The 16,909-nt window shown below is 42.8% G+C and carries 9 protein-coding genes and 2 pseudogenes; 9 read left to right on the plus strand and 2 right to left on the minus strand.

Annotated features, from left to right (window positions below; all coding sequences use genetic code 11):
• The first annotated feature begins 256 nt into the window (after positions 1 to 256).
• From AB9N12_RS07845 to AB9N12_RS07860, 4 genes are read left to right on the plus strand one after another with little or no spacing between them, the layout of a single operon-like run.
• Positions 257 to 1,804 (plus strand): sulfatase, encoded by a 1,548-nt coding sequence (locus tag AB9N12_RS07845; protein ID WP_369891151.1) that lies wholly within the window; start codon positions 257 to 259, stop codon positions 1,802 to 1,804.
• 25 nt (positions 1,805 to 1,829) lie between these two features.
• The gene (locus AB9N12_RS07850) at positions 1,830 to 2,960 is read left to right on the plus strand and encodes a family 43 glycosylhydrolase (protein ID WP_369891153.1); all 1,131 of its coding nucleotides are present in this window, start codon (positions 1,830 to 1,832) and stop codon (positions 2,958 to 2,960) included.
• Positions 2,957 to 4,624 (plus strand): arylsulfatase, encoded by a 1,668-nt coding sequence (locus tag AB9N12_RS07855; RefSeq protein ID WP_369891154.1) that lies wholly within the window; start codon positions 2,957 to 2,959, stop codon positions 4,622 to 4,624. Before AB9N12_RS07850 ends, AB9N12_RS07855 begins: the two co-directional genes overlap by 4 nt.
• Before the next feature lie 5 nt (positions 4,625 to 4,629).
• Positions 4,630 to 6,834: a glycoside hydrolase family 2 protein gene (locus AB9N12_RS07860; RefSeq protein WP_369891156.1), complete on the plus strand. Its 2,205-nt coding sequence runs from the start codon at positions 4,630 to 4,632 to the stop codon at positions 6,832 to 6,834.
• 434 nt (positions 6,835 to 7,268) lie between these two features.
• Here AB9N12_RS07860 and AB9N12_RS07865 read toward each other — a convergent pair whose 3' ends face one another.
• Together AB9N12_RS07865 and AB9N12_RS07870 are read right to left on the minus strand one after the other, a co-directional pair.
• Positions 7,269 to 7,550, minus strand: coding sequence for a hypothetical protein (locus tag AB9N12_RS07865; RefSeq protein ID WP_369891158.1), 282 nt, complete (start codon positions 7,548 to 7,550; stop codon positions 7,269 to 7,271).
• A 3-nt stretch (positions 7,551 to 7,553) separates the two neighbouring features.
• Positions 7,554 to 10,853: a leucine-rich repeat protein gene (locus tag AB9N12_RS07870; RefSeq protein ID WP_369891160.1), complete on the minus strand. Its 3,300-nt coding sequence runs from the start codon at positions 10,851 to 10,853 to the stop codon at positions 7,554 to 7,556.
• A gap of 580 nt (positions 10,854 to 11,433) precedes the next feature.
• On the opposite strand from AB9N12_RS07870, the pseudogene AB9N12_RS07875 reads away from it, so the two are divergent.
• The 5 genes and pseudogenes from AB9N12_RS07875 (at position 11,434) to cysK (ending at position 16,772) form a co-directional block, all read left to right on the plus strand.
• Positions 11,434 to 12,541: pseudogene (locus AB9N12_RS07875) on the plus strand (IS5 family transposase).
• A 442-nt stretch (positions 12,542 to 12,983) separates the two neighbouring features.
• Positions 12,984 to 14,306, plus strand: coding sequence for an ATP-binding protein (locus AB9N12_RS07880; protein ID WP_369892840.1), 1,323 nt, complete (start codon positions 12,984 to 12,986; stop codon positions 14,304 to 14,306).
• A 225-nt stretch (positions 14,307 to 14,531) separates the two neighbouring features.
• Positions 14,532 to 15,332: an alpha/beta hydrolase gene (locus AB9N12_RS07885; RefSeq protein ID WP_369891162.1), complete on the plus strand. Its 801-nt coding sequence runs from the start codon at positions 14,532 to 14,534 to the stop codon at positions 15,330 to 15,332.
• Positions 15,333 to 15,361: 29 nt separating this feature from the next.
• Positions 15,362 to 15,701, plus strand: a pseudogene (locus AB9N12_RS07890) (cupin domain-containing protein).
• Between the two features lie 123 nt (positions 15,702 to 15,824).
• Positions 15,825 to 16,772: a cysteine synthase A gene (gene cysK, locus AB9N12_RS07895; protein WP_369891164.1), complete on the plus strand. Its 948-nt coding sequence runs from the start codon at positions 15,825 to 15,827 to the stop codon at positions 16,770 to 16,772.
• The last annotated feature ends 137 nt before the right edge of the window (positions 16,773 to 16,909 follow it).

The raw sequence follows: 16,909 nt of genomic DNA on the forward strand, positions 1-16,909 counted from the left end.
CCTTACGTTGGGTATCGGCCTGTTTTTCATATTACCTCTGGTATATGCGAATAGTTCTTTTCCGTCTTTAGACGTCCTGTTAAGGCTCATAAAACAAGCTTGGTATTGGCTTCGGGAAAGGAAAACACACCGTTTACCCCGAATGAAGTCCAACCGATAGAGACTGAAGTTGTGCTGGACTTGAACCAGCCGCTTGAGCTGGAGGCCGCTTCTATGGTTGTATATCGTTTTAAATAGGATTTTTAAATAAGCAAATATGAGAAATACAGTCTTTTGTATCACAGGACTTGCCATACAAGGGTTGATCGTATCAGCCCAAGCACAAACCGGCAAACCGAATATTGTGGTTATTATGACCGATCAGCAGCGTGCCGATTTGTGTGGCAGGGAAGGTTTTCCGCTGGAAGTGACTCCTTTTGTCGACCGATTGGCGCAGGAGAATGTATGGTTTAATAAGGCATACACTGTGATGCCGGCCAGCTCTCCGGCCCGTTGCTCCATGTTCACAGGGCGTTTCCCTTCCGCCATTCACGTACGTACGAATCACAATATCTCCGACATCTCCTATCAACAGGATTTGGTGGGCGTGTTGAAAGAAAACGGGTATAAAACAGCATTGGTCGGTAAGAATCACGCTTACCTGAAACCTGCCGACCTCGATTTCTGGTCTGAATACGGACACTGGGGAAAGCACAAAAAGACGACTCCCGCCGAAAAGGAGACTGCCCGTTTCCTGAATCAGCAAGCTAGAGGGCAATGGCTGGAGCCATCTCCCATCTCGCTGGAGGAGCAGCATCCCACCAAAATCGTGAACGAAGCACTGGCATGGATTGAGCAGCAGAAAGAAAATCCTTTCTTCGTATGGGTTTCTTTTCCGGAACCTCACAACCCTTATCAGGTATGTGAACCTTATTACTCTATGTTCTCTCCCGATAAGCTCCCTGTCTTAAAGACCTCCCGAAAGGATTTGGCTAAGAAAGGAGAGAAATACCGTATTCTGGCGCAACTGGAAGATGCGTCCTGTCCCAACCTGGAACAGGACTTGCCTCGAATCCGTGCTAACTATATCGGAATGATCCGGTTGATAGACGATCAGATCAGGAGACTGATCGAATCGTTGAAAGCCAGCGGACAATATGAAAATACCATCTTTGTCGTACTCTCCGACCACGGTGACTACTGGGGAGAATACGGATTGATCCGTAAAGGAGCCGGACTTTCCGAAAGTCTGGCACGTATTCCGATGGTATGGGCAGGCTATCACATCAAGAACCAGCCTACCCCTATGGATGGTCATGTGTCGATAGCCGACCTTTTCCCTACCTTCTGCTCCGCCATCGGTGCTGAAATACCGGTAGGAGTCCAGGGCCGTAGCTTGTGGCCGATGCTGACCGGAAAAGCTTACCCTGAAGAAGAGTTCTCAAGCATAGTCGTACAACAAGGTTTCGGAGGAGCCGATGTTGAATTGGATGCCTTTCTGACTTTTGAACAGGAGGGGGCATTGACTCCCGGCAAAATTGCCCACTTCGACGAACTGAACACCTGGACGCAAAGCGGTACTTCACGCATGATAAGAAAGGATGACTGGAAACTGGTTATGAATCATTATGGCAACGGAGAACTTTATAATTTGAAGAAAGATCCTTCGGAAATTCATAATCTGTTTGGCGAGAAGAAATATTGTGAAATTCAAACGGAACTTCTGACCCGCTTGCTGGCATGGGAATTACGCCTGCAGGACCCACTGCCTCTTCCGCAAAGACGCTATCATTTTAAACAGAATTCGTTTAATTATCTTAAATAGGAAGAATAACATAAAACAGGAATATATGAACTTGATTTTACGATTAGGATTAGTTTTGCTTATAGAATTTATTTCCATCTGTACAGCATCAGCGCAGTTATATGGAACGGCAGATACAAATGCTCCGGAACTACGTGTCCCGACATCTGTAAAACCGGCATTTGATTATTGGATGAGGGACACTTGGGCTACGCTAGGTCCCGACGGTTATTATTATATCACAGGAACGACCTCTACCCCCGATCGTTATTTTCCGGGACAGAGACATTGCTGGGACTGGAACGACGGGTTGTATCTGTGGCGTTCCAAAGATATGAAGTCTTGGGAAGCCAGAGGACAAATATGGTCGATGGAAAAAGACGGCACTTGGCAAAAGAAGCCGAAAGTATATAAAGCAGGAGAGAAATATCAGAAGAAATCCATCAACGGTGATCCGATGGACAACCGCTTTCATGCAGTCTGGGCTCCGGAAATGCACTATATCAAGAGTGCGAAGAACTGGTTTATCGTAGCCTGCATGAATGAGTCGGCAGGCGGGAGAGGTTCTTTCATTTTGCGCAGTAAGACCGGAAGACCGGAAGGACCGTACGAGAATATCGAAGGTAACCAAGAGAAAGCCATCTTCCCGAACATAGACGGAAGTTTGTTTGAAGATACGGACGGTACTGTTTACTTTGTCGGGCACAACCATTATATCGCCCGTATGAAACCGGATATGAGCGGATTTGCCGAGGAACTGAAAACATTGAAAGAGCAAAAATTTAATCCGGAACCGTATATTGAGGGAGCATTTATCTTCAAATACGATAACAAGTATCATCTCGTACAGGCTATATGGTCGCACCGTACATCGGAGGGAGATACCTATATCGAGAAAAAGGGAGTAACCTCACCAAAGACACGTTATAGTTATGATTGCATCATATCGACAGCCGATCATGTGTACGGTCCCTATAGTGAACGTTACAATGCCATTACGGGAGGCGGACACAATAATCTTTTTCAAGATAAGGATGGAAACTGGTGGGCTACCATGTTCTTCAATCCGCGTGGGGCACAGGCGGCAGAGTATAAAATAACGTGTCGTCCCGGATTGATTCCGATGACCTATGAGAATGGTAAATTTAAACCCAACTTTAATTATAATACCAAATGAAAACTTCTTTATTGATAGCAGGCAGCCTGGCTTTGGTCCCGATGACATATGCGCAGGACAAACCGAACATTATTATCATATTGGCGGACGATTTGGGATTTTCCGATCTCGGTTGTTTCGGTGGTGAGATTCATACACCGGTATTGGATAAACTGGCGAAGAATGGCATCCGTATGACACAGATGTATAACAGTGCACGCAGTTGCCCGTCGCGTGCCAATCTACTGACGGGACTTTATCCCCATCAGACGGGATTGGGACACATGGATGGCAGTCATCCTGCCTGGCCGAAAGGATATTCGGGCTTTCGTTCCAATTCGGATAACGTCACGATTGCGGAAGTCTTGAAAGATGCCGGATATTTTACGGCTATGTCGGGAAAGTGGCATTTGGGGAACAAGTCGAATCCTATTCTTCGTGGCTTTCAAGAGTATTACGGTTTACTGGGCGGATTCAATTCTTTCTGGAATCCGGCAGTATATACCCGTTTGCCGAAAGACCGTACGCCCAGACACTATGAAGAAGGGACTTTTTATGCAACGAATGTGATAACGGATTATGCGATTGACTTTATCGACCAGGCACATCAGGAAAAGAAACCTTTGTTCCTGTATCTGGCTTATAACGCTCCCCATTTTCCTCTACACGCACCGAAAGAAGTGACCGATAAATATATGTCGCTCTATATGCAGGGATGGGACAAGATTCGTGACGCACGTTGGAAACGGATTGTTGAACGGAAACTTATGCAAGGTAAGCCGGAACTCAGTCCGCGTGGCGTGGTTCCTGAAAGTTTGTTTGAAGATGAAACGCATCCGTTGCCGGCATGGGACTCATTGACAAAAGATCAGCAGACCGACTTGGCACGCCGTATGTCCATTTTTGCAGCGATGGTGGATGTAATGGATGCGGATATCGGCCGGGTGGTAGATGAATTGGAGAAGAACGGTGAGTTGGACAATACGTTTATCATGTTTATGTCTGATAACGGAGCTTGTGCCGAATGGCATGAATTGGGTTTCGACAAACAGACCGGAGTCGAATATCATACACATACGGGAGCCGAACTCGATCAGATGGGCTTGCCCGGAACTTATCATCATTACGGCACAGGCTGGGCGAATGTTTGTTGCACGCCGTTCACGCTGTATAAACATTATGCTCACGAAGGAGGTATCTCAACTCCATGTATCATTTCCTGGGGCAATCATGTGAAGAATAAAGGCGGACTGGATCATCAGCCTGCACAATTCTCCGATATCATGTCTACCTGTGTGGAACTGGCAGGAACCACTTATCCGAAAGAATATCGGGGAAGAGCGATTCTGCCTACGGCAGGTCAGTCCATTCTTCCGATTGTGAAAGGAAAGAAGATGCCCGAAAGATACATCTATGCGGAACATGAAGGCAACCGCATGGTGCGTAAAGGTGACTGGAAGCTGGTTTCTGCCAACTTCAAAGGAGATGAATGGGAATTGTACAACATCAAGGAGGACCGTACCGAACAGCACAATCTGATCGGTAAATATCCTGAAATGGCAAAAAAATTGGAAACAGCCTATTTCGAATGGGCGGACAAGAGTGATGTCCTCTATTTCCCAAAAATGTGGAATACCTACAATAAGAATCGACGGAAAGATTTTAAAGAATATAAAACCCGCTAATGCTTATGGATAAGAGAATCTTACTTACTCTGGTTTTAGGAGCCGTGTCGCAGGTGTTTATCTATGCATGGGAGCCTAAAGGAGATAAAATCAAAACAGTATGGGCTGAACAGGTGACGCCGGAAAATGTGTGGCAAAGTTATCCCAGGCTACAGTTGCAACGGGCGGAATGGATCAATCTGAACGGATTGTGGAAATATGCCGTAACGGATCAGAACACGCCTCGGAAGAATGTTTCCTTTGAGGGGGAAATCCTTGTTCCGTTTGCGATTGAATCGTCTCTGTCCGGAGTGCAGAACACATTTCTTCCGACAGATAAACTGTGGTATCAACGTGAGTTCATCGTAGATCCTTCCTGGAAAAATAAATCTGTTATCCTGCATTTCGGAGCAGTGGATTATGAATGTCAGGTGTGGGTGAATAACCGGTGGGTCGGCACGCATAAAGGAGGAAACAACCCGTTCTCGTTCGATATTACTAAATATCTGAAGAAGAGCGGCCCTCAAAGTCTTGAAGTAGCAGTTACCGACCCGACGGACACGGAATCCATTTCCCGAGGGAAACAGCAACTTAATCAGGAAGGTATCTGGTACACGCCTGTATCGGGCATTTGGCAAACTGTGTGGCTGGAAGCGGTGAATAAAACCTATATCCGTCAGGTGCTTCCTTCCACTGATATTGAAAAGGAGTCCGTAAAGCTGAATTTTGATGTAGTCGGAGCGAAAGGTCATGAAGAGGTAAAAATAGAAGTATTGGATGATGGCAAAGTAATCAAGACGGTGAAACAGAAGTTGTGTGATGTAATGAAGATAGATGTTCCGAATGCTGTTCTATGGTCTCCCGAATTTCCGAAACTGTATCATCTGAATATTGTCTTATCCGATGGAGGACGTGTTTTAGACCGGGTAAAAAGTTACTTTGCCTTGAGAAAAGTAGATGTCCGTAAAGATGAGTGCGGATATAATCGTATTTGCCTGAATAACCAACCCATCTTCCAATACGGTCCGCTCGATCAAGGCTGGTGGCCCGACGGACTGTTGACCCCTCCTTCCGAGGAAGCGATGTTGTGGGATATGGTGCAGTTGAAGAAGATGGGATTCAATATGATCCGTAAGCATATCAAAGTAGAACCGGAACAATATTATTATTACGCCGATTCTCTCGGTCTGATGATGTGGCAGGATATGGTATCCGGTTTTGCTACATCAAGGAAGAAAGAGGAACACGTTAGTCCGTCGGCTACTGCCGATTGGAATGCTCCCGAAGAACATACCCGCCAATGGCAAAAAGAAATGTTCGAGATGATCGACCGTCTCCGTTTTTATCCTTGCATCACTACCTGGGTGGTATTCAATGAAGGATGGGGACAGCACAATACGGTGGAAATCGTGAATAAAGTGATTAAGTACGACGATACACGTCTGATAAACGGGGTGACCGGATGGAAGGATAGAGGCGTAGGTGATATGTACGATGTACATAATTATCCTGTCACTTCCATGATTCTGCCGGAGAACAATGGCAACCGCATCTCCGTACTGGGAGAATTCGGTGGCTATGGATGGGCAATCAAAGAGCATATCTGGAATCCGAAAATGAGGAACTGGGGATATAAGAATATAGACGGAGCAATGGCATTGATTGATAGCTACGGTCGCCTGTTATATGATTTGGAAACGCTGATTGCTCAGGGATTGAGTGCGGCAGTCTATACACAAACCACCGATGTGGAAGGGGAAGTGAACGGCTTGATTACTTACGACCGGAAAGTAACTAAAATACCGGAAGGCTTGTTGCACCTGATGCACAACCGTTTGTATGAAATCACTCCCGTGAAGGCGGTCACTTTGATTGCAGACAGTCAGACCGGAAGGAGGAATACCCGCCTTGTCAGTGTGAATGGTCAGGAATTGAAAATGACTTCTTTGCCTTTCGAATGTTCTCCTCGTTCCACAATAGTATCTGAAGCTACTTTTAAGGTAGATAAGGATTTCAATCACCTGTCTTTGTGGCTCAATGTTGCCGGAAAAGCAAAAGTGTGGTTGAATGGTGTAGAAGTCTTTGCACAGGAGGCAAAACAGACCAGGCAATATAATCAATACAATATCAGTGACTACAGCTGTTGCTTGAGGAAAGGAAACAATCTGTTGAAAATTGAAGTGAAAGATAGCAAGAAGATGAGATTCGATTATGGGTTGAGAGCTTATTAATAGAGTTGTTTTTCTTTTTTTTTGCCTGATCAGATTAACTCTGTTAGTTATTCTTTTTTCGTATGACTATAGTCTTCCGCAAGGATAACTATAGTCTCCCTTGCGTATGACTATAGTTATACGCAAAGTACACTATAGTCATACGAAATAAAAGTAGCGAATGAAATAAGTTTGAATGGGGAGCCGGCTATAAAAGAATAGCTATAGAGATCAATTAAGAATCAGGGACTATCCTATATTGAAAGATATGCGGATTGCAGCAACGAAACATAGTACAAAGAAAAATACTTCCATACAAGATTTCAGCTTTTTTGTTTCTAACTAATTCATCTGTTCTATTCATGTTGATTTATGTAATCCTCCTTTGGAGGTTGCAGCTACCGCACAGGAGGTAGCGGTAGCTGTCGGTTCTCGAGAAACCTTTTTCTATTTATTCATTTCAGTTTTTTCTTTCTTTTAAGATAGCTAAGGGTGCGAACAAGATTTTCCAATGAGTTTCTTAGTCCTATGGATTGAATGTATTCATCAGTCTTTCCATACTTTTCTTTTACTTTATCAAAAAATGTGTCATAATCTATATTTCCATTATGATTCATCACACTTTCATAAGCGATGTCTATTAAACAATAATAATCTGTATTATGACTTAAACTTTTTAATTCATAATCAGGTACATGATTACAAAAAGCATCCATGAGTTGATTCATCTTTTCCATAAATTATTCCTCCATTTCTATGATATCACTGAATGCATTTCCCCATTCTGAAAGATAGTAAGGATTGTATGTTCCTTTGGGTATATGCAGTTTTGTGCTTTTTTCTACTTTTCCCCAAAAACTGTTCTCGTTTATAGCAGGTGGAGTTAATGCACGATTGATAACATTTATAAGGAATTTCTGTTTTCCATATTTTTCTCCTTCGTAGACAAAAGCGCTAAAACCAATAAATTTCACCCCTGTTCCTAAATCGATGTTCTCTAAATTGAAGCAGTCATAAAAAGCTCTATCAGCAATGGTTCTGACACTGTTGGGGATTATAATTGAATATATACTGTCACAATCTTCAAATGCACTTTCACCAATTGATTTTATGGAATTGGGAATGGAAATGTTTTCCAGTTTCCGGCACCCTCTGAATAGTTCGGCTTGTATACTGTCTAATTGGGCGGGTAGGGTGACTTGTTTCAAGTTGTCGCATTCTTTGAAAGCTTCCATTCCTATTTTTTTTACGTTATTTGGGACTGATATTTTTGCCAATTGCTTACAGCTCAAAAAGGCACCTCTTCCGATTTGAGTAACATTTGAGGGAATCGTTATTGTCTGTAATCCGGAAAATGCAAACGAAGCAAAACCAATTTCTGTTATAGATGCGGGAAGAGACAAACTGTTGAGGGAACTACATCCGTAGAAAGCTCCTGAACCTATAGTCTTTACGGAAGTTGGGATAGAAATGCTACTTAGAGATTTGCAATTATAAAATGCTGTTTCTCCTATTGACAATAAGTTGTTTGGAAGAGTAACTTTATAGAGTTCTTGGCATTTAAAGAACAAACTATCTGATACGGAAGTTAGTCCGCTTGGTAATTTGACTTCAACTAACGAACTTTCAGCAAAAGCATTAGACGCTATTTCTGTAACTCCACTCGGAATATCAATGAGATTGAGTTTAGAACACCTCATAAACAAATGACTTCCCATCTGTTTCAATTTTGCAGGAAGAGAGATATTGGTGAGTTCTCCACATTTATAGAAAATACATGATCCTAAGGTTGTCAGTTCAGGAGGAAGAACAATTTTCTGAATGTTCGAATATTCGTTGAATACATAAGAAGCAAGTGTGCCTTTGGGAGTATCCTTCCAACCGTGAATACGGTTTCCTGTTCTATCATAGAGAGTCACTTGGTGCCCTGTGATGTTAGTCACGCTTTTGGGTAATACTAAATATTTCAGTGAAGAAGGAAACATTTGCCCTACAATACTATTTGCTTTTGTGTATAAATCAAATGCCGGGACAAAATCCCCTGCGTAATTACCTCCTATCTGATCAGAATGGTAATAAGCGGCACCTCCTTCTACTATGTTAGCTTCAGACAAATCCAGATTTTCTAATTGGGACATACCTTTCATAAAGGAGAAATCTGTACCATTTAGATTTCCGGTTAACTTCATTTCTTTGATATTCTCCTTTCTGCTATCTGCAATCAGTGTGTTCAGCGAACCGGCGGGTTCGACATTTAGAACTAATGCCGGAACATTGGATTTTCCTTTTTGGATAACTTCTACTGTGTCTTTTACTGTTGCAGAATAAGCTGAATAGCCGTCGGTATAAAATACAATTTTTCCTTTTCGCTCAGCATATTCTTCATTGGGCTTGATGATAAAGTATGTAAGAGTATCCCTCAAGGCTTTTGTTTTGACAGGAATATACTGGCTTATCCAATTTCTTTCGGAATAGTCGATCTCTATTTTCATCTCTTTGTTTATTCCGATTTTAATGGAGATTGTATCTCCCTCCGCATTTGCTATGATTTGCTTTTCTTCGGCAATTATGGCAGATTTGGCATCTTGGTTGATTGTTATTTCTGCTGTAGTTCCTTCTATTCCTTTTAGGATGACCTTACCTGTTCGAGGTTCAATGGAAGAATTGGGTGCTATTAACAAATTTACATAAGAAGAGGATGTTGAGTTATTCGTAATCCAATCAATTTCGGACAATACAACTTCATATTCTACATTGGACTGAACATTGATTGAAATATTGCATCCATTTTGTTTTACATTATATTCATTTTGTGATGGCTTGATATAGCCATATTTAAGTTGGGTAATGGTCAGGGTATCGCTGACCGTATTTTCTGCATTTTTGAAGATTACTTTTGCAATCCTGTCTTTGGATGTGGTGTTTTCTTCGATAGAAAGATATTTGTAACTCTTAGTCAAAGCCCGTGTAGCGGTCTCTTTTATCCAGCTTACGTTAGGAAGAACCATATCATAGTTGATATTGGACTCTAATTTTACTTCGATTGTTTCTCCTTTACTTTTTACTGTAACGGATTTATTAGAAATAACAATAGCGTCTTTTTGTACCTGAACTATGGTAAGCGTATCTGCTTTTTGGGGATTATTCTTAGCGAAATAAATAATCTCTGCTTTTCGGCTGTCGTAAGTACTGTTGGCATCTATGGTATAATATAAGGTATGGCTTGATAAGGCGCGAGTGGATTTTTCATGTATCCAGTCCACTTTCGGCATTTCCACTTTATACTCGCAGTTACTTTTTAGCTCTACAGTTATTTCTTCACCGAATGCGCTTACATTATACTCGTCTTTACTCAACAAGATTATCTCTCCCCCTGCCTGATAGACATGCACGGTCTCCGTCAGTGTTCCGTCCGTAAAGGTGATGGTGCCTTCCCGCTTCTCACTCTCCTCGTTGGCGGCAATGGTATAGACCTTGGTCGTGGTGGAGAGGGCGCGGGTGCCGCTTCCTTCTTTGATCCACTCCTTGCTGGTTTCGCCGATGGTGGCGGTGTAGTTTACGTTGGCTTTCACTTCCACTTGGATGGTGCCGCCTTTTTGTTCCACTTCAAATTTGTCGGAAGTGAGCAGCAGGGCATTCTTCTGTTTCTGTGTCACCACGAATTGCTTGCTTTCGTTTCCGGCTTTCAGGGTGACGGTGACACTGCGGTCATCATGGCCCTCATTCTCGGTTACATTGACGACAACGGTTTGTTTGCCTGCTTTACCGCTGGCGGGAGAGAGGATGCACCAGGCTTCGCCACCTGTGGGAGCGGACGAAATCGTCCAGTCTGCGTTGGCGGTGAAAGTGAAGGTTTTGCTGTCCGCCTGTTCGGTAAAATCCAGATTCCCTTGTTTGAAGTCTTCGATGGCTGGTTTTGACGGTTCCGGCGTGGGGTTGGGTTCGTCTTTTCCGCCGTCGCTACAGGCGGTGAATACTACACACAACGCTTGTAACCACATCAGAAAGGAAAGCGTCCGATTGAAATACACTTTTCTCATATGCAATGTTTCTTTAGTACCTGATAGCTTCCCCGGACAGGTGGTAAAAAAAGAATGGATTATCATAAAAATGAAAAGGCGCGGGAAACTGTACCTGTCACTCGTCCCGCGATTCGAGGCCTTCGCATTGCCCATTGTAGCTGAACGAGCAACGCAGAAGCCCACGCCGATATGTATATATGAAAAACCTTCTGCACCCCTTCGGTTGGAAAGGGTACAATAAGGGTATAAACATATCCCGCAGACATCTACCGTTGCTTTGCTTTAGCTACAATTACAGAGTTTGCGAAGTTCCGAATCGCCAAAGACAAAAACGTGGTAAACGTCTTTTCTTAATATATGTCTGTTCCCCGCCGAATTTCCCAATGTGGGCTTCTGCGCAAGAAACTGGACAAATGTAGTTATTATTTTTCTAAAGACAAAAAAATGTGCTAAAAGGGCACTGAAAAAGATGTAAAATTTGGCATTTACCCTCTGAAAACGCTAAAGGTATATCCTATAATTAACTATTTAATAACCAACTGTTTATTCGTATATTTGCTTTAAAAGTGGTACCTTAGTGTAAAAATCCGATAGAACCATGCAGAAAACTGCAATATACCGCAAGCCAATGGGGGAAAGCCTGTTCGAGGATGAGTTCACTATTGAAGCTCTCTCCCGGATGGTTAATCCTCTTGAGCAACTTGTTTCATTGGTCGATTTTGAGCTGTTCCGTCCCACCCTTGAAGTTGTGCTGGTCAAGAAGGACTGTAAGACGCCTGCCGGACGTCCACAAATTGATGTTGTTTTTATGTTCAAGATCATATTTTCTTCAGCGTTACTATGGTTTGGGCGACCACCAAATACAGTACCAGATTATTGACCGTACCAGTTTCCGCCGGTTCCTTGGCATTCATACAGTGGCATAGGTTCCTGATGAGAAGACGGTTTGGGCCTGCAAGAACAAGCTTGCGAAGGATGGCACCTTCGACCGTCTGTTTGATGAGTTCCGGGCCTTTCTTGACAGCAAGGGGTTTTCCTTCAATGAGGGCAAGATTATTGATGCGACCTTCGTGGAAGCTCTCCGTCAGAGGAACACCAGGGGCGAGAACAAGCAGATTAAGGATGGCAACGGCAAAGACCTGTGGAATCCAGAGGATGGTGACACCGATGAGGTGAAGAAGCATAAGGAGAACAAGGAATCCCATAAGGATGTTGATGCCCGCTGGACAAAGAAGCGCGGTGAGAATCACTATGGTTACAAGAATCATGTCAAAGCTGACAAGAAGACGAAATTCATAGAGAAGTACTGCACCACTGGTGCAAGCGTCCATGATTCCAATGTCATTGAACCTCTCATTGATGAGGAGAAAGACAAAGGTCAGGACTTGTTCCTTGATGCTGGTTACGAATCAAAGGATGGCGTTATTAGGAAAATGGGAATGAACCCCGTCATCTGTGAGAAAGGACATCGAAACAATCCCCTGACTGACGGGCAGAAGCAAAACAACCGTATCAAGTCTAAAGGCAGATGCAGGATTGAGCACATATTCGGTTTCGTTGAAGGAGCGATGAACGGTTCGCTTGTACGCAGCATAGGAATGATGCGCGCAAAGGCTGCCAATGCTCTCACCAACCTTGTCTATAACATATTCCGATATGTACAGATCAACTATTACTCGCCACAGCTTATCACCTGCAAGGGGTAACTGTGCACATACGTGGAAAATCGTCAAAAACAATATGTCAATGAGTGGATAAACAATCACTATTGATAGCCGATCCTCTAATGAGTGACTAAACTCCGAAAGATTAATTCTGACGGAACGGCTTCCGCTCGAATTTATGAATTAATAGAACCTACCTTAATTCAAAACCGTGCGGTTATGAACAAAATTCACCTCTGCCTCCTTTCCGTTGTGAGAATTTGGCTCTCCCCCGATAGAAAGTTTTATTTTATTCCGTATTTATTCTGCGAAAGTTCCGAAGAAGTAACGGTTAAAGGAAAAAATAGAGAAGGCCAAACCGGAACGGTTGGAAGAAGATTTAGAGTTTTTCTTTCGTTTTAAATGGATAATGTGTATATTCGCACGAAACTCATATCAGAAATGTGTAATGAATCACATTTCTGATATCAAAAATGTGATCATGATGTTCGAAAGAGATATTATCAGGCAATTGTTGGCATGGAAAGTAAACGTGAACAGGAAGCCGCTCGTTATTTACGGGGCTCGTCAAGTAGGAAAAACATGGGTTTTGAAATATTTCGGGAAGGAATATTTCGAGGATGTCGCCTATTTTAGTTTGGATAAGGATGAAAGCGGGCTTTGTGATATCTTTAAAACGACCAAAGACCCTAAGCGAATTATTCAGCAATTGTCTTTTTTGCATGGAAGGAAAATCAATTCTCAAACAACTTTACTCATATTGGATGAGATTCAGGAGTGTAATGAGGCACTGAATGCATTGAAATATTTTTGTGAGGAAGCTCCTGAGTATGCGGTAGCTTGTGCCGGCTCTTTATTAGGTATTTATTTGAATCATATAGGCAATTCTTTTCCGGTGGGAAAGGTGAATCATCTGTTCATGTATCCTCTTACTTTTACGGAATTTCTGAAAATAAAAGACTCGAACATGTATGAGTATATGTGTTCCATTAAGGAGATAGCGCCTCTTCCTCAGATATTTTTCGATAAGTTGAGGGAGGCATTTATTGCCTATTCCATTTGTGGTGGTATGCCCGAGCCTGCTACTTTAATGATTGACTTCAATAATATGGAGAAAGTGGATTCGGCACTTCGGGATATCTTGAATGATTATGCATTGGACTTTGTAAAACATACTACGCCGGCATTGGCTCCTCGCATCAATTATGTCTGGAATTCCCTGCCTTCACAACTGGCGAAGGAGAACCGTAAATTTGTTTATCAATTGGTGCGTCCCGGCGCCCGTGCTCGTGAGTATGAAGAGGCTATTCTGTGGCTGGAGCAGGCGGGACTTATCAATAAGGTTGTATTGAGCAAGTCACCCAAGTTGCCATTGAAAGCGTATGATGATTTGAGTGCATTTAAGCTTTACGCATTAGATGTAGGATTGTCAAGACAGTTGTCGGAACTGGACGCAAGTGTTTTACTTCTGTCTACTCCCGGGTATACGGAATATAAGGGAGCGTTGGCAGAAAATTATGTATTGCAGAGTCTTACGGTGCAGTTCCAGACATCTTTCAGGTATTGGACTTCCGGTAATAAGGCTGAGGTAGACTTTTTACTTCAATATGGCAATCATATTTATCCGATAGAAGTGAAAGCAGACCAAAACATAACAGGTAAAAGTCTGATTCAGTATGAGAAACTTTTTCAGCCCGCTTGTCGAATTCGGTACTCAATGCTGAATTTGAAACAAGATGGTAATTTGATTAATATTCCTCTGTTTTTGGCAGATAAGACAAAAGAACTATTGAAGGATAAAAGTTGAAAGTGTCTTTTGAAGAAATCAGTAGCTTAAAAAGGAATATTTACTCATTGGAGAAGGACTATTTTTAATTAGAATTTCGTAATATTGCATTTTAAAAGAAACATGAATAGCCGGATATAAGGTAGTTGCCAGCTGATGTTTTATGTGAGATGATGAGTCCGGACAGTAAATGGGTTGGATACCGCTTATTGGGAAAGAATACGAAATACTGAAATAAATAAGATCATGAAAAAGATTTGCTTTCTTCTCATTTTGCTTTGTACTTGCATTGTTCAAGCACAAAATGTTTATCACACGGACAAGGATATATCTTATGTCTCCGGTTCCGAAACGGATACCTATCGTCTGGAACGTTGTAAACTGGATATTTATTATCCTGAAAACAAGAAGGATTTCGCAACTGTTGTCTGGTTTCACGGTGGTGGTATGGAGGGTGGAAATAAATTTATCCCCAAAGAACTGAGAGAACAAGGGTTTGCAGTAGTGGCGGTGAATTATCGTTTGAGTCCGAAGGCAAAGAATCCGGCTTACATTGAAGATGCGGCTGAAGCTGTGGCATGGGTTTTCAAGAATATTGATAAATATGGTGGCTGTAAAGATCGTATTTTTGTTTCCGGCCATTCTGCGGGAGGTTATCTTTCGTTGATTCTGGCGATGGATAAAAAGTACATGGCAGCATACGGAGCAGATGCCGATAGTGTGGCTGCCTATCTTCCGGTTAGTGGTCAGACGGTGACACATTTCACTATTCGTAAGGAACGTGGTTTACCTGACGGTATTCCGGTGGTTGATGAGTATGCTCCGGTAAATAAGGCTCGCAAGGAAACGGCTCCTCTTGTGCTGATTACAGGGGATAAACATTTGGAGATGGCGGCAAGATATGAAGAAAATGCGCTGCTGGAAGCTGTCTTGAAAAGTATAGGTAACAAGAGAGTGACTTTATACGAAATGCAAGGATTCGATCATGGTCAAGTACTCGGTCCGGCATGTTATCTGATTGCAGATTATGTGAAGAAGTTCAAATAATATAGTTATAAATAAGAATAGATTGAAAGATGAAAACACGCAGTGATGCTTTTCTGTTTGAGAACGAATTGGATTGGGAGAAACCGGCTCCGGGAATCCGCCGCCAGATAATGGGGTATGACGGTCAACTGATGATGGTGAAAGTGGAATTTGAGAAAGGGGCCGTAGGTTCTATGCATCAACATTATCATAGCCAGGCTACTTATGTCGCAAGCGGTAAGTTTGAATTGACCATTGGCGACCGGAAAGAAATTCTCTCTACAGGTGATGGGTATTATGTAGAGCCTGACCAGCCTCATGGATGTTTGTCTGGAAGCAGGTGTATTGATTGATACATTCACTCCTATGAGAGCTGATTTCTTGGCATAATATCTGGCAGGAAGTCAGACAGATGTGGTATGAATTTACCACATCTGTGGTATTTATCCTGAATAGAATCCGCACTATCTTTGTCACAGATTAAAAAATGAGAGAAATTTAAAACCGATATATATGGAAAAGATAGCAAGAAAATTGACGGATTTGGTAGGCAACACTCCGCTATTGGAACTTAGTAACTATAATACAAGTAACGAATTGAAAGCTCGTCTGATTGTAAAGATTGAATCTTTTAATCCGGCTGGAAGCGTGAAGGACCGTATAGCATTGGCTATGATTGAGGATGCAGAAACGAAAGGTATTTTGCATCCCGGAGCAACAATCATTGAACCGACCAGCGGAAATACCGGTGTGGGATTGGCTTTTGTTTCAGCCGCTAAAGGCTATAAACTGATTCTGACGATGCCTGATACCATGAGTATCGAACGGCGTAATCTTTTGAAGGCTTTAGGGGCGGAATTAGTGCTGACTCCCGGTGCGGATGGCATGAAAGGAGCCATTGCCAAAGCTGAAGAACTGAAAGCGGTCACTCCGGGAGCGGTTATCTTACAACAATTTGAGAATCCTGCTAATCCTGCCATGCATTTACGAACTACCGGTCTGGAAATATGGAGAGATACCGAGGGGAAAGTTGATATCTTTGTGGCCGGAGTGGGTACTGGCGGGACAGTTAGCGGTGTAGGTGAAGCGTTGAAGATGCGTGATCCGAGCGTAAAGATCGTGGCGGTAGAACCCTCTGATTCTCCGGTACTGTCGGGAGGAAAACCTGGTCCTCATAAGATTCAGGGGATCGGTGCAGGATTTGTTCCTAAAACGTACAAGGCTTCTGTCGTAGATGAAATTATTCAGGTGCAGAATGATGATGCCATTCGTACGAGTCGTGAACTGGCCAAACAGGAAGGTTTATTGGTGGGTATATCTTCGGGAGCAGCTGTATATGCCGCTACGGAACTGGCGAAGCGACCGGAAAATGTGGGGAAGATGATCGTTGCTCTGCTTCCTGATACTGGAGAACGTTACCTGTCTACCATTTTGTATGCCTTTGAGGAATATCCTTTGTAATGGATCTCATCTAATTCGTTTATATAATAAATTTAGGCACGGATTGTACGGATCTACGTAATTACAGTGCTAGCCAAATGTGCCTATCCAAAGTTCTTTTTCAGTTTATCGCAGAATAGTGTTTGGGTAGATTCGTC

Origin of the sequence: Bacteroides sp. AN502(2024) (assembly GCF_041227145.1) — a bacterium.
Lineage (GTDB): Bacteria > Bacteroidota > Bacteroidia > Bacteroidales > Bacteroidaceae > Bacteroides.

Excerpts from the sequence above, each read along its gene's own strand:
- AB9N12_RS07845 (WP_369891151.1), top strand. The coding sequence starts at position 257 with ATGAGAAATACAGTCTTTTGTATCACAGGACTTGCCATACAAGGGTTG.
- AB9N12_RS07850 (WP_369891153.1), top strand. The coding sequence starts at position 1,830 with ATGAACTTGATTTTACGATTAGGATTAGTTTTGCTTATAGAATTTATT.
- AB9N12_RS07855 (WP_369891154.1), top strand. The coding sequence starts at position 2,957 with ATGAAAACTTCTTTATTGATAGCAGGCAGCCTGGCTTTGGTCCCGATG.
- AB9N12_RS07860 (WP_369891156.1), top strand. The coding sequence starts at position 4,630 with ATGGATAAGAGAATCTTACTTACTCTGGTTTTAGGAGCCGTGTCGCAG.
- AB9N12_RS07865 (WP_369891158.1), bottom strand. The coding sequence starts at position 7,550 with ATGGAAAAGATGAATCAACTCATGGATGCTTTTTGTAATCATGTACCT.
- AB9N12_RS07870 (WP_369891160.1), bottom strand. The coding sequence starts at position 10,853 with ATGAGAAAAGTGTATTTCAATCGGACGCTTTCCTTTCTGATGTGGTTA.
- AB9N12_RS07880 (WP_369892840.1), top strand. The coding sequence starts at position 12,984 with ATGTTCGAAAGAGATATTATCAGGCAATTGTTGGCATGGAAAGTAAAC.
- AB9N12_RS07885 (WP_369891162.1), top strand. The coding sequence starts at position 14,532 with ATGAAAAAGATTTGCTTTCTTCTCATTTTGCTTTGTACTTGCATTGTT.
- cysK (WP_369891164.1), top strand. The coding sequence starts at position 15,825 with ATGGAAAAGATAGCAAGAAAATTGACGGATTTGGTAGGCAACACTCCG.